Raw genomic sequence first — 18,509 nt, 5'->3', positions numbered from 1 at the left:
GCGCCCTTGTGTCACCCCTCAGGCCCTCCGGCCCGAGAAGTGGTCATTTCGGGTCACCAGCGCACCGTCAGGTGACAGGAAAGCGACCACATCTCGGGAGGGGTGGGCCGTCCACAGGGTGAACGCGGGCTGCTGACAAACGGACGAGTCGGCGCTACTTTCGAGAACACGACTTCGGGGGTGATTGGATGCGACGACTCGCGACGGCCATGGCGGCCGCCGTTCTCCTGCTCGCCGGGTGCTCGGGTGCGCCGCCGGATGAGCAACCCACCCCGACCGCGACGGCGTCCCCCACGCACGCGCCACCCACCATGCCCGAACTCGCCCTCGACGACTCCCCCGCCGGCGCCGAAGCCTTCGTCCGCCACTACATCGACGTTCTCAATTACGCCGCGCTCACCGGGGACACCTCCACCCTCGAAGAGCTCAGCAGCCCCGAATGCGACGGCTGCCGTTCCTACGTCGACTCAATAGTCGAGACATACAGAAGTGGCGGATACATCCGGGATGAGTCTTGGCGGGTGGAGGATGTCGAGAGCGAGTCAGTCGAGGCTGGGGTTGATGTCTTCGCGCAAGTGCACGTTTCTGCCGCCACCTTCCGAGAATCGCGTGAGTCGACCGAGAAGGCCAGTACTCCATACCGCGACTCGTTGCGCTTGACCGTGTCGATGACCGGGGACGGCGATCAGTGGCGCGTCCTTGCTTTTGTGAGGTCTAAGGCATGAGCGCGATAGTCCCCTCCGTTTTTATTGTGGCGTTCCTGCTCGGTTCAGTCGACATTGGGCCAAGCCCAACATCCACCGGCGTACGGCTGGAAGCCGAACGTTTCACGCCCCCTAGCCAACGCACCCCCGCCCAGCGCGCCGCGGCGCCTGCGCCCGCGAGCCGCCAGGCGCTCGATCCCGCGGCGCGACAGCGCGCGTTGATCGAGCAGACGTTCCGCGCCTACTGCCCGGTCAGGACCGCCATCATCGGCATGCCCTGCATGTTCGCGCCCGACCAACCCACGAGCCCGGGCGCCGCTCCGGCCGCGCCCGCCGCCCCCACCGAGGGCGACATCGAACGCGCGGTCCGCGAGCTGGGCCTCCCGCCACTGGAGGTTCGAATCGAACCCGCCACCACGACGCTCGTGAAGGTCCCCACCAACCTCTATGCCGAGCCCGAACCCTTCGAGCGGTCGGTCGATCTCCTCGGCACTCCGGTCCGCGTCCGCGCGACCCCGTCGTCGTTCACGTGGCACCACGGGGACGGCTCGTCGCAACGCACCACGTCAGCGGGCCGGCCCTATCCGCATCTCGACGTCACGCATCGCTATCAAGTCCCAGCGGAGGACGTCCAGGTCCGCGTCGACGTCACCTACGGCGTTGAGTACGCGATCGGTGACGAACCGTGGCAGGCGCTCGACGCGGCGATCGTCGCCACCGGACTGCCGACGACGCTCACGGTGCGCGAAGCGGCCCCGGTGCTTGTTCGACCGTGACCGGGGCCGGCTCAGAGCCCGACCATCGCAGCAGTCGAAGGAACCGCTGCGCCAGCGGCCCCACCGCCAGTGCATAAGCGACGGTGCCGATGCCGACGGTCCCACCGAGCGCCCACCCGAGGGCCAACACCGAGAGCTCGAGGCAGGTGCGCACCAACCGGACACTGCGGCCCGTGCGGGCGACAAGCGCCACCCACAGTCCATCGCGCGGCCCCGCTCCCAGGTCAGCGCTGACATACAGTGCCCCGGCGAACGCGTTGCCCACCACGCCGCCCACGAGCAGCGCCACGGACGGCAGCAGCGCGGACGGCTGCGACACCACGGCGAGGGTGGCGTCGACGGCCACCCCGATCACGATCACGTTGAGGACCGTTCCCACCCCCGGACGCTGGCGCAACGGAATCCACGCCAGCAGCACCAACGCGCCCACGGCCGCCGTCACGACCCCGAAGGACACGGGCACGTGCCGGGTGATGCCCTCGTGCAGGACGTCCCACGGGTTCAGGCCGAGGCCGGCGCGCACCATCATCGCCATCGTCGCCCCGTAGAGCCAGAGGCCCACGAGAAGTCGCAGCAGCCGCGCCGTCACGGACGGCTCTCGCGAGTCGGCTGACGGCGGTAACCATCGAGCGAGATGGCCCGCAACGTCGCGAGAATGCCGACGAGCGCGACGCCAATCAACAGAATCACCCAGAGCATGCCCCCACTTTCCGCCCAAGTGGCCTTGTGATCGATAGCCAATTGCGCGACAGTGGCGTCATGAACTTGAGCGCGCGCGCCCTCGTCACGATGGTGGGGCAGCCGGACGCTGCTGCCGGTGGCCCCGCTTATCGGCAGTGGGCGACGGCGATCGTCGCGGCCATCCTCGACGGTCGACTGCCTGACGGAACCCGTCTTCCGAGCGAGCGATCCTTCGCCGGAGCGGCCGGCCTGAGCCGCACGACGACCACCCGGGTCTACGCGTCGTTGCGTGACCGTGGCTTGGTCACCTCCCGGCACGGTTCCGGCACCACCGTGCGAGTGCCGGTCAGCGGGCGCGCCGCAGCGAGTCTGCTCGCGGTCCCCGAGCAGCCGGGCGTTATCGCCCTCACCAGCGCGGCCATGACCGCCCCACCCGAACTCGCGCATCTCGTGCAGCGTGCGCTCGACGGACTCCCGAGCCTGCTCGCCACGAACGGCTACTTGCCCGACGGTCTGCCGCTCCTGCGCGAACGACTCGCTCAGCGGTACAGCGAACAGGGCCTTCCCACCGATCCCGAGCAGATCATCGTCACCAATGGAGCCCAGGGTGCACTGGCGTTGCTCACCCGCACCTTGCTGCGGCCGGGCGACCGCGTCCTCACCGAGGCGTGCAGCTACCCCCATGCCTTCGACACGCTCGGGCACGCCGGCGCCCGCTTCCTACCCCTGCCGTTCGGCGGCACGCCCTGGCCGCTCGAGGACTTCCAGCGCCTCGCCCCGGCGGCACGAGCCGCCTACCTCATCCCCGACTTCCACAACCCCACCGGCGCCGTGATGGACGAGGAGCACCGCGCCGCGATCGGAGTGGCGCTGCGCCGGCACGAGGTCATCACCGTCGTCGACGAGACGATGCGTGATATCCGCATCGATCAGGACACCCCACTCCCCCATCTCGCCACGTGGCACCGCGACTCCCTGACCCTGGGCTCGGCGTCCAAGTCGTTGTGGGGCGGGCTCCGCATCGGCTGGTTGCGGGCGCCTCGCGCGCTCGTCCCGCGTCTCGTGCAGGCCCGCATGCATCACGACCTCGGCTCGTCGAGCTTCGACCAGCTCATCGTCGCCGAAGCGGTCGCCGAAGGTCTGCTGGACCGCCCGCCGCACCGCGCGACGATTCGCACCCGCCGCGACGCACTCATCGACGCGGTGCAGCGCGAGCTGCCGGGGTGGAAGGTCAACCGACCCGCGGGCGGCCTCAGCGTCTGGATCGAACTGCCGCGCCGGGCGGCCAGCGCGCTGGTGATCGCCGCCGAGGACGAAGGTGTGCGACTCACGCCGGGTCCACGGTTCTTCGGCGCACAGCCGAGTGCCGGCGAGGGATGGCTGCGCGTGCCCTTCGTTCACGACAGCGAGGTGCTCGACGACGCCGTCGCGCGACTCGCCCGCGCCTGGCGGTCCCTCGGCCCGGAAGCCGAGAACGCCGTGCGCGATCCCGACGCCATCGACCTCATTGCATGACGAAACCCGCTGAGTGTGACGTTTAGCAGCCGAAATCGCTCAATTCCGGTGCTAAACGTCACACTCAGCGGGTTGGTGACGCGTCAGGTCAGCGTGCGGCAGAGCCCTCGACGTAGTCGTCGGTGCCCTCGGCCTTGACCCAGCTCATGAGCGAGCGGAGCTCCTTGCCCACGGACTCGATCGGATGCTGGGCCGCCTTCTCACGCAGGGCGAGGAACTCCGGCGCGCCGGCGTCCTGGTCCTTGATGAAGCGGTCGGCGAAGGACCCGTTCTGGATGTCGGCGAGGACGGCCTTCATGCCCTCCTTGACCTCCGGGCCGAGCACGCGCGGACCCGAGACGTAGTCGCCGTACTCGGCGGTGTCGGAGACACTCCAGCGCTGCTTGGCGATGCCGCCCTCCCAGATGAGGTCGACGATGAGCTTGAGCTCGTGCAGCACCTCGAAGTACGCGACCTCGGGCTGGTAACCCGCCTCGGTGAGCGTCTCGAAGCCGTACTGGATGAGCTGCGAGACACCGCCGCACAGCACGGCCTGCTCGCCGAAGAGATCGGTCTCGGTCTCCTCGGTGAAGGTCGTCTTGATGGCACCGGCGCGCGTACCGCCGATGGCCTTGGCGTACGAGATCACGAAGTCCCACGCCGAGCCGCTGGCGTCCTGCTCGACGGCCACGATGTCCGGAACACCACGACCCTCGACGAACTCGCGGCGCACGATGTGGCCGGGGCCCTTCGGGGCGACCATGACGACATCGACGCCCGCCGGCGGCTTGATGTAGCCGAAGCGGATGTTGAAGCCGTGGCCGAAGACGAGGGTGTCGCCGTCGGCGATGTTGGGCTCGATGGCCTCGGCGTAGAGCGAGCGCTGCACCGGGTCCGGCGCGAGGACGACGACGACGTCGGCCTCCTCGACCGCTTCGGCGGGCGTGAGGACACGCAGGCCCTCGGCCTCCGCCTTCTCCCGGCTCTTGGAGCCTTCGGGCAGGCCGACGCGGACGTCGACGCCGGAGTCACGCAGGTTGAGGGCGTGGGCGTGCCCCTGGCTGCCGTAGCCCAGGACGGCGACGTGCTTGCCCTGGATGATGGTCAGATCTGCGTCGTCGTCATAGAACAACTCGGCCACGAGTGGATTCTCCTTGGGTTGAGGGGTGGAAGTCTGGCGGTCGGGAGGGTTCATCCGGCCTGGCTACCCGGAACGGCACGCAGGGTGCGGTCGGTGATGGACCGCGAGCCGCGACCGATCGCGACCCGTCCGGACTGGGCGATCTCGCGAATGCCGAACGGCTCGAGGACGTTCAGCATGGCGGCGAGCTTGCCCGCGTCGCCGGTGGCCTCGATCGTGACCGAGTCCTGGGCGACGTCGACGACCTTGGCGCGGAACAGCTGAACGGTCTCCAGCACCTGCCCCCGCGTCTGAAGGTCCGTCTTGACCTTGATCAACATGAGCTCGCGCTCGACGGCGCTGGTCGAGTCCAGCTCCACGATCTTGAGCACGTTGACGAGCTTGTTGAGTTGCTTGGTGACCTGCTCCAGCGGGAGGCTCTCGACGTTGACGACGATCGTCATCCGCGAGATCTCGGGAATCTCGGTCGGCCCGACGGCGAGGCTCTCGATGTTGAAGCCGCGGCGCATGAACAGGCTCGACACCCGGGCCAGGACACCGGGCTTGTTCTCCACGAGAACGCTGAGGGTATGACTGCTCACAGGTCGTCGTCCTCCCACTCCGGCGCGAGGTCTCGCGCGATCTTGATGTCGTCGTTGCTGGTGCCGGCGGCCACCATGGGCCACACCATCGCGTCACGCTCGACCACGAAGTCGATGACGACGGGAACGTCGTTGATGCTCATCGCCTTGGCGATCACGTCGTCGAGGTCGTCCTCGCTCTCGCAGCGCAGCCCGACACAACCGTACGCGTCGGCGAGCTTGACGAAGTCGGGGAGCCGTCGTGCGCCGATGGCCTCGGGTCCGGTATGGAGGTCGGTGTTGGAGTAGCGGCCCTCGTAGAACAGGGTCTGCCACTGCCGCACCATGCCCAGCGAGGAGTTGTTGATCACGGCGACCTTGATCGGGATGCCTTCGATCGCGCAGGTGGCGAGCTCCTGGTTGGTCATCTGGAAGCACCCGTCGCCGTCGATGGCCCACACCACGCGGTCCGGGTTTCCGGCCTTGGCGCCCATCGCCGCGGGCACGGCGTAGCCCATCGTGCCGGCGCCACCGGAGTTGAGCCACTGCCGGGGACGCTCGAAGTCGATGTAGTGGGCCGCCCACATCTGGTGCTGCCCGACTCCGGCGACGTAGGTGGCGTCGGGGCCGGCGATCGCGCTCAGCCGCTCGACCACGGTCTGCGGCGCCAGACCCTTCGCGGGCTTGTCGTAGGCGGGCTGGAACTTCCGCTTGAGCCCCAGCACGTACTGACGCCATGCGCCGTACTCGCCGGTGAGCTCGTCCTCCTCGGTCTGCTTCTGCAGGGCACGGATGAGGTCGGCGATGACCTCGCGGGCGTCCCCCACGATGGGCACGTCGGCGGCGCGGTTCTTGGAGATCTCCGCCGGATCGATGTCGGCGTGGATGACCTTGGCGTTGGGCGCGAAGGACTCGAGCGTTCCGGTCACCCGGTCGTCGAACCGGGCGCCGAGGGTGATCAGCAGGTCGCTGCGCTGCAAGCCGGCCACCGCGGCCACGGTGCCGTGCATTCCCGGCATGCCGAGGTGAAGCTCGTGCGAGTCCGGGAACGCGCCTCGTGCCATGAGGGTGGTGACCACGGGGATCTGCGTCAGCTCGGCGAGCATCTTCAACTCCGCGGCCGCGTCGGACTTGATCACGCCACCGCCGACGTACAGCACCGGCTTGGTGGCCTCGGCGATGAGCCGGGCGGCCTCGCGGATCTGCTTGTTGTGCGGGCGCGAGGTCGGCCGGTAGCCGGGCATGGCCAGCTCGCTCGGCCAGCGGAACGTCGTGCTGGCCTGCAACGCGTCCTTGCTGATGTCGACCAGGACGGGTCCCGGCCGGCCGGTGCTGGCGATGTGGAACGCCTCGGCGATGACGCCGGGGATCTCGTCGGCGTCGGTGACCAGATAGCTGTGTTTGGTGATCGGCATGGTGATGCCGCGGATGTCGGCCTCCTGGAAGGCATCCGATCCGATGACGCCACTGGCGACCTGGCCGGTCACGGCCACGATGGGCACCGAGTCGAGGTAGGCGTCGGCGATCGCGGTCACGAGGTTGGTGGCACCCGGGCCCGAGGTGGCCATGCAGACGCCGACCTTGCCGGTCTCCAGCGCGTAGCCCTCGGCCGCGTGCCCGGCGCCCTGCTCGTGGCGTACGAGGACGTGACGGATCGAGGAGTCGAACAACGGATCGTAGGCCGGGAGGATCGCGCCTCCCGGAATCCCGAAGATCGTGTCGACACCCGCGCGCTCCAGCGCCCGGACGAGGCTCTGGGCCCCGGTGATGGTCTCGGCCGGCGGTTCGGTCATCTCGCGGTCCATCTCTTGTCGGTCCTTCTGTGGGTCGTCATGCCGTCTGCATAAAAAAATCCCCCGGCCCGAAGGCATTCGAGGGAGACGCTGCGTCAGGGACGAAGCGTCTAGTGAAGTACGAGAATCAGGGCATGCACGCGATCAGTGTGCGCCCCCAACCAGTCAATGGTCAAGTTATGAGACGAACGCTTCCATCATGTGGACACGGACTCGACAGCTCAGCACCCGGCCGCGGGCGGCCGAAACGGACGCGATTGAATGAGGAGGAGCGCTTCATCTCAAGGGGGGCGCCAGGACATTCGAGGATGCATGATGAAGTTGCTGAAGACCGCCGCCGCTGCCGGTGCCGCCCTCACGCTGACGCTCGGCCTGAGCGCTTGCGGTGGCGGAGATTCGCGCCCCAGCGTGGAGGAGATCTCCACCTCGCTGCAGAGCGAGGACTCGGTCATTCCGGTTCCCGAGGCCGCCGCGGACTGCGTTGCCCAGGTCTTCCACGACTCCGACCTCTCCAACGCCGCCCTCCAGGCCATGGTGGAGCAGGACGAAGACTATGACGCCTCCAAGAAGGACGAGGAAGCCCTCGACGGCCTCGAGAACACCATGATCGAGGAGTGCGCCGACCAGCTCGCGCAGCAGTAAGACCCTGCTCGCACCCCGCCCCGCGCCGCCTCGGTGCGGGGCGGTCGTGCATTTCACGCCTCGTGGGCGGTGAGCTATCACGCACCTGCAGGCGCCAAGTGCGGGATAGCTCACCGCTCAGTCCGGCGATGCGGGATGACTCACCGCCCACGGCGCGGCGTTACCACGCGGCGGGGCGGTAGTCCTTGAGGAAGACGCCGTAGAGGTCCTCGCCGGCCTCGCCGCGAACGATCGGGTCGTACACGCGAGCGGCGCCGTCGACGAGGTCGAGCGGGGCCTTGAACCCCTCCTCGGCGAGTCGCACCTTCGTGGTGTGCGGACGCTCATCGGTGATCCAGCCGGTGTCGACCGCCGTCATGAGGATCTGGTCTGACTCGAACATCTCCCCCGCGCTCGTGCGGGTCAGCATGTTGAGCGCCGCCTTGGCCATGTTGGTGTGCGGGTGCCCCGGGCCCTTGTAGCCCCGGCCGAACTGCCCCTCCATCGCCGAGACGTTCACGACGTAGGTGCGTCGAGCACCGGCTTCGATCGCCGCCGCCATCGCCGGCCGCAGCCGGCTGACGAGGATGAACGGCGCGACGCTGTTGCACAGCTGCACCTCGAGCAGTTCGAGCGCGTCCACCTGCCCGACGTGCTGCACCCAGCTGTTGGTGTCCACCACGTCGGGCAGCAGTCCCCCGGCATCGATCCGGGACACGTCCGCCGAGCCGGCCGTGAGCGCCACCGCGGTCAGTGCATCGGCGGTCACCGCATCACCGGCCAGCACCGGGTGAGCTGCGACCGATCCGACGAGCGCCTCGGGATGAGCGTCACTGGTGTGGCCGAACGTCACGAGTTCGGGCAGCCGGCCCTCGGGAAGCGGCGCGGCCTCGGCCTCGATGAGCGACTGGTAGGCGCCCGGCGAGCGCTTGACGGTCTGCGCGGCGTTGTTGATGAGGATGTCCAGCGGACCGGACGCCGCGACGTCGTCGGCGAGGCCGATGACCTGGGCCGGGTCGCGCAGGTCGATGCCGACGATCTTGAGCCGGTCGATCCACTCACCGCTGTCGGGCATCGACTGGAACCGGCGGACGGCGTCGCGCGGGAACCGCGTCGTGATGGTGGTGTGGGCACCGTCGCGCAGCAGCCGCAGGGCGATGTACATCCCGATCTTCGCTCGTCCGCCGGTCAACAGCGCGCGCTTACCGGTCAGGTCGGTGCGGGCGTCGCGCTTGGCGTGGCTCATCGCCGCGCAGTCGGGACAGAGCTGGTGGTAGAACGCGTCCACCACGGTGTAGTCCTGCTTGCAGATGTAACAGGGCCTCGGAACGATCAACGTGCCCGCGGTGGCTCCACGCGCGCTGGACACCAGCGGCAGACCCGCGGTCTCGTCGTCGATCCGCCGCGCCGAGCCGGTCGCGGTCGCCTCGATCACCGCCCGATCCGCCGCGGCGACCGCCTCACGCTTGGCCTTGCGCCGCTGCTTCTTGACGTCCTTGTAGAACTTGCCGCACGCCCGGCGCAGCGCCACGTATGCCTCGTCCTCGTCGCCGAGGTACTGGGCGGCGTCGAGCACCTTCAAGGCGATGGCGAGCTCGTCGGGATCGATGTCAGACACCGCGCGATTCTACCGGTCGCGTCCGGACGGTCAGCGAGCGCGCAGCACCAGCACCGCGACGTCGTCCTCGGCGTCAGTCGCGAAGGTCGCGATGAGGTCGCACAGCGCGTCCGAACTGAGGTGCGTGTACCCCTGCAGCAGCGCGAGAAGCTCGTTCATGCCCTCGTGAACCCCCCGATCGCGACGCTCCACGAGCCCGTCGGTGTAACAGACCACCGCGTCGCCGGGCGCCAGCGGCGTGACGTGATCGCGGCGCGGGGAGGCCCCGTCGACGCCGAGCATGAGCTCCGGCGCCGTTTCCAGCAGCTGAGCGCTGCCGTCGGCGCACAGCAGGATCGGTGCCGGGTGGCCGGCGTTGCTCCACCGCATCTCGATCCCGTCGGGCCGCTCGTCCAAGCGAGCGAACAGGGCCGTCGCCACGGCGCCGACCCCGAGCCCCTCCAGAGCTCTGTCGAGCGCTTGCATGACGAGCCCCGGCGAGTCGGGTTGGGTGAAGGAGATTCCGCGCAGCAGATTCCGCACCTGGGCCATCGCCGCGGCGGCCTCGCGATCGTGGCCGGAGACATCGCCGACGGCGAAGGCCAACGACCCGTCCGAAAGCGGGAAGACGTCGTACCAGTCGCCGCCGATCTGCGCCTGCTCTGAGGCCGCCTGGTAGCGGACTGCCATCTCGAACCGCTCCGGCGAGGTCACCTCCGGCAGCAGACTGCGCTGCAACGTCTCAGCCAGCTGGCGGGTGAGTTCGCCGGCCCGCCGCTCGGCCTCCATCGCCGCCACCCGGTCGAGTGCCCGGCCGATGGTGTCGGCGATGACCTTGACGAACGCCGTGGTGTGGTCGTCGACGACCAACCCGGGGCTGAGAACGACATCGAGGGCCAATCGTTCCTCACCACTCGCTGCTCCGAGGTCCATCACGAGGCGCCGAGAATTCGTCGGTTCGGCATCCGTGGCCTCGAGCGGCCCGATCACCGCCGAGGCGAGATCGGTATCGCTTCGAGTCAGCACCTCGATCGCGCGTCGCACGGCGTCCTCGCGGCTCTGCGCGGGCAGGAGCGCGTCGGCCAGCTGGACGATGAGTTCGCTGCGTCGGCTGACGGCCATCTCGCGCGTGGTCTCCATCATGACGTCGATGACGCCCTCGATCTCACCTGACGGCCCGCGAACCGGCGAGTAGGAGTAGCTGAAGTAGCAGTCCTCGAGGAACCCGTGCCGGAACAAGGGCAGCTTCTGATCGATGACATGCGTCGCCACGCCGGTCTCGCGGGCTTGGCGCATCAACGGCCCGATGACGTCCCATGCCTCGGGGAAGGCCTCACGCGCTGGCCGCCCGAGCGCGGACGGGTGCTTGTCACCGATCACCGGCACGTACGCCTCGTTGTACACGAGCACGAACTCCGGCCCCCACAGCAGTGTCATCGCGAACTTGCTGTGCAGCATCAGATCGACGGTGTCTCGTAACGTCACGCTCCACGTGGAGGGGTGACCGAGCGGCGTCGCGTCCCAGTCGACCTCGTCGTACGCCGAGCGGATCGTCCCGGCGGCCGAGAATACGTCACGATTCACCCCCGAAGTATAGGGGGCGGCGATGCTTTCAGCGCGCTGAAAGCGTTGCCATCGCAGGCGCGTCGCAGCCTGCCGTACCCCTCAGCCGCAGACGGCGCCGTCGGCAGCCGACGACACGAGCTTGCGGTACTTGGCCAGCACGCCGCTGGTGTACTTGGGGGGCAGCGGGCTCCACCCCTCCTTGCGGCGTTCGAGCTCCTCGGTGGCGATCTCGACCTCGAGCGTGCGGTTGGCCATGTCGAGCTCGATGATGTCGCCGGTCCGGACGAAGGCGATGGGGCCACCGTCCACCGCCTCGGGCGCGACGTGGCCGACGCAGAGGCCGGTCGTACCGCCGGAGAACCGGCCGTCGGTGAGCAGGAGCACGTCCTTACCGAGGCCCGCACCCTTGATGGCACCGGTGATCTTGAGCATCTCGCGCATGCCCGGGCCACCCTTCGGCCCCTCGTACCGGATGACCACGACGTCGCCGGGCACGATCGTGCCGTCCTCGAGCGCGTCCATCGCCGCGCGTTCGCCGTCGAACACCCGGGCCGTACCGCGGAAGACGTCGGAGTCGAAGCCCGCGCTCTTGACCACGGCGCCCTCCGGAGCGAGGGATCCGTGCAGCACCGTGATGCCGCCGGTGCGATGGATCGGCTCGTCCAGCGGGCGGATGACGCTACCGTCGACCCCGCCGTCCAGGCCCAGGTCGGCCAGGTTCTCGGCCATCGTCTTGCCGGTGACGGTGAGCGTGTCGCCGTGCATCAGGCCGGCGTCGAGCAGCGCCTTCATGACGACCGGGATACCGCCGACCTTATCGACGTCGTACATCACGTACTTGCCGAACGGCTTGAGGTCGCCCAGGTGCGGGACCTTGTCGCCGATGCGGTTGAAGTCGTCGAGGGTCAGCGGGACCTGCGCTTCGCGCGCGATCGCGAGCAGGTGCAGCACGGCGTTCGTCGAACCGCCCAGGGCCATGACGACGGCGATGGCGTTCTCGAAGGCCTCGAGCGTCATGATGTCGCGGGCGGTGATCCCCTTGCGGAGCAGATTCACCACCGCCTCGCCCGACGCCTTGGCGTACCCATCGCGGCGGCGGTCCACGGCCGGCGGAGCGGCCGAGCCCGGCAGACTCATGCCGATCGCCTCGGCCACCGAGGCCATCGTGTTGGCGGTGTACATGCCACCGCAGGCGCCCTCGCCGGGGCAGATGTTGCGCTCGATCTTGTCGAGCTGCTCGCGGGAGATGAGACCCTTCATGCACGCTCCGACGCCTTCGAAGCCGTCGATCAGGGTGACGTCCTCGCCGTCGACTTTGCCGGGCATGATCGTGCCCGCGTACAGGAAGACGCTCGCGAGATCGAGGCGGGCGGCGGCCATGAGCATGCCCGGCAGGCTCTTGTCGCAGCCGGCCAGCAGCACGGAGCCGTCCAGTCGCTCGGCCATCATGACGGTCTCGACCGAGTCGGCGATGACCTCGCGGCTGACCAGCGAGAAGTGCATGCCCTCATGGCCCATCGAGATGCCGTCGGAGACGCTGATGGTGCCGAACTCCAGCGGGTAGCCCCCTCCGGCGTGCACGCCCTCCTTCGACGCCTTGGCCAGGCGGTCGAGCGAGAGGTTGCACGGCGTGATCTCGTTCCAGCTCGAGGCGACGCCGATCTGAGGCTTCTCCCAGTCGTCGTCGCCCATGCCGACGGCGCGGAGCATGCCGCGCGACGCGGTGGCCTCGATGCCGTCGGTGACCGTTCGGCTGCGCGGCTTGATGTCGATCTGGTCGGAGGTGTGGTCCGCGGGGGTCATGGAAAAAGGGTACGCCGCAGCTCTCGCGGTTCGGTTGCGGGTCAGAACAAGGGGACGGCTGCGAACGCCAGCGCCCAGCTGACGAAACTGCCGACCAGGACGTACTCGGCCCGGCTGCCGCCAGCGGCGTCGCGTGAGATCTCCGGAAACCGCAGCACTCCCTTGGCCGCCATGACCGCTGCGACGGCGGCGTACTGACCGGCCAGCGCCATCGCGAAGATGAACACCCGCTCGATGGGGCCGAGGATGCGTCCGCCCTGAAGCTCCTGCTCTTCGTCGAGCACTGCGGGACCGGCCTTGCGCAACACCGCGCGGACCACGACATTGGCCGACTGGACGAGAAAGAGCACGACGGACAGACCGAGTACCGCGGTGTCGAGTGAGACGCCGTGCAGAGCTGGGATCTCGAGCCCGGTGTACCACTGCCCGATCGGTGGTTCGTGGCGCGGCACGTGCTGTCCGAACAGCAGCGCGACGAACAGCGCCGCGGCACCGGCCATCAGCCCGTCAAGCCGAGCCTGACGCTGCGCCGCGAGCCAACTCGCCACGACGGCCATCGCCGGGACGGCCACCCAGATGCCCTCGCGCCCGTAGCCCAAGGCGGCGGCGCCGAGCACGAAGACGGCGAGCGCGGCGAGGAAGGGAAGTTCCAGTGCCCGGGTGCGCGCGCCGGGGCGGCGGACGAGGTCGGCGACGCCGAGCGCAGCGAGCAGGAGCGAAGCCAGGATCATGAGCGGGTCCAGAGCTCCTTGAGCACGAGCGCCCCGCTGCGGCGCAGGCTTTGGGAGACGGCCGACCTGGTGATGCCCTCCTCGTCGGCGAGTTCGGTCTGGGTGCGGCCGTCGAGGGCGCCGAGGGCGAGCCGGCGCTGCCGCGCGTCGAATCCGCTGACGATGTGGTCACGGCAGGCGGCGTAGCCGTTCACGTACTCCTCCTTCTGTCGCTCCTCGGCCCAGTGGACCCGCGTGCGCACGCCGGGGACGCGCCGTTCGCTCGCTTCGAGCGACTCCAGCGCCTCGCGGGCGGCCCACCACGCGGATCCGTCTTGCGTGAGACCGTACGAGGTCGCGCCGACAACCGCCACGTCCCCCACGCCGATACCCACCCGGCAGTCCGCCGGGTGCGGGAGCGCGAGTCGCAGCACGAGCACGGCGTCGACGGCATCGGCGAGGTCGGCGTAGACTGCTTGGAACTCGTCGCCGATCGTCGGTTCGGGCGGTTGTTCCGCCCCGGGGATCCGCTGGTCGGCAGCATCGCACGCGGCCAGGAGGGCACGGTGCAGCGCCGCGCGATCATCCCACCCGCGCGAGTTCACCAAGTCTCCGATCAGAGCGACAGCCATATGCTTACCTTCTCACAAATCAAGTCATATGGTTGACAAGCGCGCTACGGCAGCGCGCGAGGCGAGAGCACGGGTCCCTCCGGATGCTTGGCGACCCACCGCTGCGCCGCGGTATGGCCGGCCTCATAGAGGCTCTGCTGCTGCTCGGGCGTCAAGTCGAAATCAGTCCAACGCACGCCCCGGGGCTTGGCGAAGATGCTGCGATCGACATCGACCGGATCACTGACGTGGCGGATCTGCGTCGAGTCGACCGTCGTGAAGATCAGGTTCATCAGCAGCGAGACCGGTCCCGTCACCGGCTTGGCTTTGGCGCGCTCCCCCGCGGGTGAACTGAGCCGCACACCGATCGTCGGCCATCGGCTCGGCCGCCCGTCCGTGCGGTCGAACGCCTCGACCGGATAGCTGCGCAAGAGTGAGCCGTCCGCGAGCGTCGACAGTCCGAACGAGGACTTCATCCGCACCGGCTCGAACAGGAACGGGATGGCCGCCGACGCGCGGACAGCGCGAGCGACTGGAAACGCGTCCGCGTCGCGGCCGTATGCCGCGAGGTCCCAGGGCAGATACATGACGCGTTGCCGCGAGAGGTCGCTGGCGGTGGTGACGAGGCGGTAGGAGAGGCCCGGGGCCAACGAGGTGCCCGGGTCGTCGAAGCGCAGGTCACCGAAGGTTCGCACCCCGAGGTCGCCGAGGACGCCGGCGAGCCAGCGTTGCAGATGGGCGCCGCGGTACGCGCCGAGATGGAACAAGACGCCCCATGCGTCCGCGGCGCGCGGCCACCAGCGCAACAGGCGACCGCCGCGCCGACGGTCCAGCATCGCCCGGTAGTCGACCGTGCGCATGATGTCGTCCACGCGGTCCATCGACTCGCCGCGTTGTTGCATCGCCGCGATGATGGCACCGACCAGAGCACCGGCCGATGATCCCGCGATCCGCTCGAACCGGTACCCGTGCTCGGCCAGCGCGACCGCCGCTCCCACCAGGGCGATCCCTTTGACTCCCCCACCCTCGAGGACGAGATCGGCGCTGCGCTGCATCGTCACGCGCCCAATCTAGGCCGCTGCGGCATCGTCCGCGAGCGGCGTAGGAACGGGCCCCGATCGCGTCGATCCGGGCCCGTCCTGTCCCACCTGAGCTGAAGGAAGGCGGTCAGCTGAGCTTCTCGAGGATGAGCTCGCGCACGCGGGCTGCATCGGCCTGGCCGCGCATCTGCTTCATGACGGCACCGATGAGCGCGCCCGCCGCCTGCATCTTGCCGCCACGGATCTTGTCCGCAACGTCCGGATTGTCGGCGATGGCCTGATCGACGGCGGCGCTGAGGGCCCCGTCGTCCGACACGACCTCCAGACCACGTGCCGCCACGACCTCCTCTGCGCTGCCTTCGCCAGCGAGCACCCCGTCGAAGACCGAGCGCGCGAGTTTGTCGTTGATCCGGCCCGCGTCGATCAGCGACTGGATCTCGGCCACCTGCTGCGGGGTGATCGGCAGCGCGGCGATGTCGACGCCCTGCTCGTTGGAGCGGCGGGCCAACTCACCCAGCCACCACTTCTTGGCCGCCGCCGGTGACGCGCCGGCCTCGATCGTGGCCGCGACGAGGTCGAGCGCGCCGGCTCCGACGGTGTCGCGCATGTCCAGGTCGGAAAAGCCCCACTCGCTCTGCAGCCGCTTGCGTCGTTCCGCCGGCGGCTCGGGCAGCGTCGCGCGAAGCTCGTCGACCCAGGCCCGCGAGGGGGCGACGGGCGCGAGGTCCGGTTCCGGGAAGTAGCGGTAGTCCTCGGCATCGGACTTCTCCCGGCCCGCCGACGTGCTGCCGTCGGACTCGTGGAAGTGTCGCGTCTCCTGCACGACCGACCCGCCGGCGTCGAGGATGCCGGCGTGCCGGCTGACCTCGAAGCGGACGGCCCGTTCGACCGAACGGAACGAGTTGACGTTCTTGGTCTCGCTGCGCGTACCGAACGTCGTGGTGCCGGACGGCCGCAGCGAGAGGTTGACGTCTGCACGCAACGAGCCCTGGTCCATCCGCGCATCGGAGACCCCGAGCGCGAGCATCAGATCACGCAGGTGATTGACGTAGGCGCGGGCGACCGCCGGGGCCTTGTCCCCCGGCACCTCGATCGGCTTGGTGACGATCTCGATGAGCGGGATACCGGCGCGGTTGTAATCCAGCAGCGAGTGCGACGCGCCGTGGATGCGGCCCGTGGAGCCGCCCACGTGCAGCGACTTGCCGGTGTCCTCCTCCATGTGCGCGCGCTCGATCTCGATCCGGAAGATCTCGCCGTCGACCTCGACCTCGGTCCAGCCGTCGAACGCGATCGGCTCGTCGTACTGCGAGGTCTGGAAGTTCTTCGGCATGTCCGGGTAGAAGTAGTTCTTCCGGGCGAACCGGCACCACTCCGCGATCTCGCAGTTGAGTGCGAGCCCGATCCGGATGGCCGACTCCACGGCCTTCTCGTTGACCACCGGCAGGGCACCGGGCAAGCCGAGGCACACCGGGCAGACTTGCGTGTTCGGCTCGGCGCCGAACGCGGTCGCGCAGCCACAGAACATCTTGGTGGCGGTGTTCAGCTCGACGTGAACCTCCAGACCCATCACCGGCTCGTACCGCGTGAGGGCATCCTCGAAGGGGACGAGGGTGCTGCTGCGCTCGTTCACTTGATCTCCTCCAGCCGCGGCATGTCGACGAGTCGTTCGAGGGCGGCGGCCGCGTTGTACAGCCGGTCATCGGCCATCGCCGGCGCCAGGAACTGCACCCCCACGGGCAGGCCCGAGTCGTCGGCGAGCCCCACCGGGAGACTCAGCCCGGGCACACCGGCGAGGTTCGCCGGGATGGTGGCGACGTCCTCGAGGTACATCGACAACGGATCGTCGGACTTCGCGCCGAGCTTCCAGGCGGTCGTGGGAGCGGTGGGCGAGACGAGGACGTCGACCTGCTCGAAGGCGGCCTCGAAGTCGCGGGCGATCAGGGTGCGCACCTTCTGCGCCGAACCGTAGTAGGCGTCGTAGTACCCGCTCGAGAGCGCATAGGTGCCCAGCACGATGCGGCGCTTGACCTCATCCCCGAAACCGGCGTCACGGCTCGCAGCCATGACCTGTTCGGCACTCGCACCGTCGTGCGGCATCACGCGAAGGCCGTACCGCATCGCGTCGAAACGGGCGAGGTTGCTGCTGACCTCGCTCGGCATGACCAGGTAGTACGCCGCGATACCGTGCGAGAAGTGCGGGCAGCTGACCTCGACGACCTCGGCGCCCGCCTTGACGAGCAGCTCGACCGAACGGTCGAAGGCCGCGCGGACGCCCGGCTGGAAGCCCTCGCCACCGAGTTCGCGGACGACTCCGATACGCAGCCCGGCGACATCGCCGCGCCGCGCCGCCTCGACGACCGCGGGCACGGGACGCTCGATGCTCGTGGAGTCGAGCGGGTCGTGGCCGGCGACGAGTTCATGGACGAGCGCGGCGTCGAGCACCGTGCGGGCCATCGGGCCCACCTGGTCGAGGCTGCTGGCCATCGCGATGACCCCATGACGCGACACCCCGCCGTAGGTCGGCTTGACGCCGACGATCCCGGTCATCGCCGCGGGCTGGCGGATGGAGCCGCCCGTGTCGGTGCCCAACGCGAGCGGGGCCTCGTACGCGGCGACCGCCGCGGCCGAGCCGCCGCTGGAACCGCCCGGAATGCGGGTGGTGTCCCACGGATTGCGAGCGGACCCGTACGCGGAGTGCTCATTGGACGAGCCCATCGCGAACTCGTCGAGGTTGGTCTTCCCCAGAATCGGGAGGCCGGCCTCGCGCAGACGGGTGACGACGGTCGCGTCGTAAGGCGGGACCCACCCCTCGAGCATCTTGGAACCCGCCGTGGTGGGCTGGCCGGTGGTGACGATCAGGTCCTTGACCGCGATCGGAACGCCCGCCAGCGTGGCCAGCTGCTCGCCGGCCTCTCGGCGGGCGTCGACCGCACGCGCCGTGGCCAGAGCGCCCTCGGCGTCGACGTGCAGGAAGGCGTTGAGCTGGTCGTCAGCACCGGCGATCCGGTCCAGATAGGACTGCGTGACCTCGGTCGACGTGGTCGTGCCGTCGGCGAGCGCCTCCGCGAGCGCGGCAGCGGTGGCCGTGGTGACGTCGATACTCATTCTTCTCCCAGAATCTGTGGGACGAGGAAGCGCTGCTCCTCGCTCGCCGGCGCTCCGGCCAACGCCTCGTCGGGGGTCAGCCCCGGCCGCGGGACATCGGCGCGGAACACGTTCGCCACGGGAATGGGATGGCTCATCGGCGGGACATCGTCGCCGGCCACCTGCTGGACCACCTTGACGTGCTCGAGGATCGCGGGAAGTTCCGCGCCCAGACGGTCGAGCTCGTCGTCGGACAGGTCGATGCGAGCCAGGCTCGCGAGGTGGGCGACGTCGTCACGAGAGATCGCAGAAGACGACATGCCCTCCA

Annotated in this window: 17 protein-coding genes; 4 read left to right on the top strand and 13 right to left on the bottom strand. The window is 69.1% G+C overall.

The annotated features are described in order from the left end of the window. Window positions 1-188 precede the first annotated feature (188 nt). Both D9V41_RS03785 and D9V41_RS03780 read left to right on the top strand, forming a co-directional pair. The gene (locus D9V41_RS03785) at window positions 189-725 is read left to right on the top strand and encodes a DUF6318 family protein (protein ID WP_341770304.1); all 537 of its coding nucleotides are present in this window, start codon (window positions 189-191) and stop codon (window positions 723-725) included. Continuing rightward, window positions 722-1,480, top strand: a complete 759-nt coding sequence (locus D9V41_RS03780; RefSeq protein WP_133434107.1) for a hypothetical protein — start codon at window positions 722-724, stop codon at window positions 1,478-1,480. The genes D9V41_RS03785 and D9V41_RS03780 overlap by 4 nt, the downstream gene beginning before the upstream one ends. Here the strand turns inward: D9V41_RS03780 and yczE are convergent. Then, window positions 1,440-2,069, bottom strand: a complete 630-nt coding sequence (gene yczE, locus D9V41_RS17725) for a membrane protein YczE (RefSeq protein WP_166375904.1) — start codon at window positions 2,067-2,069, stop codon at window positions 1,440-1,442. The genes D9V41_RS03780 and yczE overlap by 41 nt on opposite strands. A 170-nt stretch (window positions 2,070-2,239) precedes the next feature. Between yczE and yczR the strand changes: the two genes are divergently transcribed. Then, window positions 2,240-3,676 carry a MocR-like transcription factor YczR gene (gene yczR / locus D9V41_RS03770; RefSeq protein ID WP_121793199.1) on the top strand — a complete coding sequence of 479 codons (1,437 nt, stop codon included), beginning with the start codon at window positions 2,240-2,242 and terminating at the stop codon, window positions 3,674-3,676. Window positions 3,677-3,764: 88 nt separating this feature from the next. Here yczR and ilvC read toward each other — a convergent pair whose 3' ends face one another. From ilvC to D9V41_RS03755, 3 genes are read right to left on the bottom strand one after another with little or no spacing between them, the layout of a single operon-like run. Continuing rightward, complete coding sequence (gene ilvC, locus D9V41_RS03765) at window positions 3,765-4,796, bottom strand: ketol-acid reductoisomerase (RefSeq protein WP_121793198.1); 1,032 nt, start codon at window positions 4,794-4,796, stop codon at window positions 3,765-3,767. A 50-nt stretch (window positions 4,797-4,846) separates the two neighbouring features. Beyond that, complete coding sequence (gene ilvN, locus D9V41_RS03760; RefSeq protein WP_121793197.1) at window positions 4,847-5,377, bottom strand: acetolactate synthase small subunit; 531 nt, start codon at window positions 5,375-5,377, stop codon at window positions 4,847-4,849. Then, window positions 5,374-7,149, bottom strand: coding sequence for an acetolactate synthase large subunit (locus D9V41_RS03755; protein WP_243697145.1), 1,776 nt, complete (start codon window positions 7,147-7,149; stop codon window positions 5,374-5,376). Before D9V41_RS03755 ends, ilvN begins: the two co-directional genes overlap by 4 nt. Window positions 7,150-7,464: 315 nt before the next feature. On the opposite strand from D9V41_RS03755, the gene D9V41_RS03750 reads away from it, so the two are divergent. Continuing rightward, a complete protein-coding gene (locus D9V41_RS03750) occupies window positions 7,465-7,791 on the top strand; it encodes a hypothetical protein (protein WP_133434106.1) in 327 nt (108 codons plus the stop codon). A gap of 160 nt (window positions 7,792-7,951) precedes the next feature. Here the strand turns inward: D9V41_RS03750 and D9V41_RS03745 are convergent, their stop codons facing one another. The 9 genes from D9V41_RS03745 to gatC form a co-directional block, all read right to left on the bottom strand. Then, entirely contained in the window at window positions 7,952-9,388 is a 1,437-nt protein-coding gene (locus D9V41_RS03745; protein WP_121793194.1) for an SDR family NAD(P)-dependent oxidoreductase, read from the bottom strand. Between the two features lie 30 nt (window positions 9,389-9,418). Next, window positions 9,419-10,951 (bottom strand): SpoIIE family protein phosphatase, encoded by a 1,533-nt coding sequence (locus D9V41_RS03740; RefSeq protein WP_121793193.1) that lies wholly within the window; start codon window positions 10,949-10,951, stop codon window positions 9,419-9,421. An 81-nt stretch (window positions 10,952-11,032) separates the two neighbouring features. Further along, a complete protein-coding gene (gene ilvD / locus D9V41_RS03735; RefSeq protein WP_121793192.1) occupies window positions 11,033-12,736 on the bottom strand; it encodes a dihydroxy-acid dehydratase in 1,704 nt (567 codons plus the stop codon). Between the two features lie 41 nt (window positions 12,737-12,777). Beyond that, on the bottom strand, window positions 12,778-13,467 hold the full coding sequence (locus D9V41_RS03730) for a hypothetical protein (protein WP_121793191.1): 690 nt from the start codon (window positions 13,465-13,467) through the stop codon (window positions 12,778-12,780). Further along, window positions 13,464-14,078 (bottom strand): SatD family protein, encoded by a 615-nt coding sequence (locus D9V41_RS03725; RefSeq protein WP_121793190.1) that lies wholly within the window; start codon window positions 14,076-14,078, stop codon window positions 13,464-13,466. The genes D9V41_RS03730 and D9V41_RS03725 overlap by 4 nt, the downstream gene beginning before the upstream one ends. Window positions 14,079-14,122: 44 nt before the next feature. Then, complete coding sequence (locus D9V41_RS03720; RefSeq protein WP_121793367.1) at window positions 14,123-15,112, bottom strand: patatin-like phospholipase family protein; 990 nt, start codon at window positions 15,110-15,112, stop codon at window positions 14,123-14,125. A 112-nt stretch (window positions 15,113-15,224) separates the two neighbouring features. Next, window positions 15,225-16,727: an Asp-tRNA(Asn)/Glu-tRNA(Gln) amidotransferase subunit GatB gene (gene gatB / locus D9V41_RS03715; RefSeq protein ID WP_121793189.1), complete on the bottom strand. Its 1,503-nt coding sequence runs from the start codon at window positions 16,725-16,727 to the stop codon at window positions 15,225-15,227. After that, window positions 16,724-18,202 carry an Asp-tRNA(Asn)/Glu-tRNA(Gln) amidotransferase subunit GatA gene (gatA, locus tag D9V41_RS03710; protein WP_121793188.1) on the bottom strand — a complete coding sequence of 493 codons (1,479 nt, stop codon included), beginning with the start codon at window positions 18,200-18,202 and terminating at the stop codon, window positions 16,724-16,726. The genes gatB and gatA overlap by 4 nt, the downstream gene beginning before the upstream one ends. Beyond that, the gene (gene gatC / locus D9V41_RS03705; protein ID WP_121793366.1) at window positions 18,199-18,501 is read right to left on the bottom strand and encodes an Asp-tRNA(Asn)/Glu-tRNA(Gln) amidotransferase subunit GatC; all 303 of its coding nucleotides are present in this window, start codon (window positions 18,499-18,501) and stop codon (window positions 18,199-18,201) included. The genes gatA and gatC overlap by 4 nt, the downstream gene beginning before the upstream one ends. Between the last annotated feature and the right edge of the window lie 8 nt (window positions 18,502-18,509).

It is taken from the genome of Aeromicrobium phragmitis, assembly GCF_003674095.1.
GTDB lineage: Bacteria > Actinomycetota > Actinomycetes > Propionibacteriales > Nocardioidaceae > Aeromicrobium > Aeromicrobium phragmitis.
The sequence above is the reverse complement of the archived record's forward strand: the minus strand, read 5'-3'. Positions and strand labels throughout refer to the sequence as shown.

What these genes read in the sequence shown, in the direction of transcription:
- D9V41_RS03720 (WP_121793367.1), bottom strand. Translation starts at nt 15,112, where the DNA reads ATGCAGCGCAGCGCCGATCTCGTCCTCGAGGGTGGGGGAGTCAAAGGG.
- D9V41_RS03780 (WP_133434107.1), top strand. Translation starts at nt 722, where the DNA reads ATGAGCGCGATAGTCCCCTCCGTTTTTATTGTGGCGTTCCTGCTCGGT.
- gatC (WP_121793366.1), bottom strand. Translation starts at nt 18,501, where the DNA reads ATGTCGTCTTCTGCGATCTCTCGTGACGACGTCGCCCACCTCGCGAGC.
- D9V41_RS03725 (WP_121793190.1), bottom strand. Translation starts at nt 14,078, where the DNA reads ATGGCTGTCGCTCTGATCGGAGACTTGGTGAACTCGCGCGGGTGGGAT.
- gatA (WP_121793188.1), bottom strand. Translation starts at nt 18,202, where the DNA reads ATGAGTATCGACGTCACCACGGCCACCGCTGCCGCGCTCGCGGAGGCG.
- yczR (WP_121793199.1), top strand. Translation starts at nt 2,240, where the DNA reads ATGAACTTGAGCGCGCGCGCCCTCGTCACGATGGTGGGGCAGCCGGAC.
- D9V41_RS03750 (WP_133434106.1), top strand. Translation starts at nt 7,465, where the DNA reads ATGAAGTTGCTGAAGACCGCCGCCGCTGCCGGTGCCGCCCTCACGCTG.
- D9V41_RS03730 (WP_121793191.1), bottom strand. Translation starts at nt 13,467, where the DNA reads ATGATCCTGGCTTCGCTCCTGCTCGCTGCGCTCGGCGTCGCCGACCTC.
- D9V41_RS03755 (WP_243697145.1), bottom strand. Translation starts at nt 7,149, where the DNA reads ATGACCGAACCGCCGGCCGAGACCATCACCGGGGCCCAGAGCCTCGTC.
- ilvD (WP_121793192.1), bottom strand. Translation starts at nt 12,736, where the DNA reads ATGACCCCCGCGGACCACACCTCCGACCAGATCGACATCAAGCCGCGC.
- D9V41_RS03785 (WP_341770304.1), top strand. Translation starts at nt 189, where the DNA reads ATGCGACGACTCGCGACGGCCATGGCGGCCGCCGTTCTCCTGCTCGCC.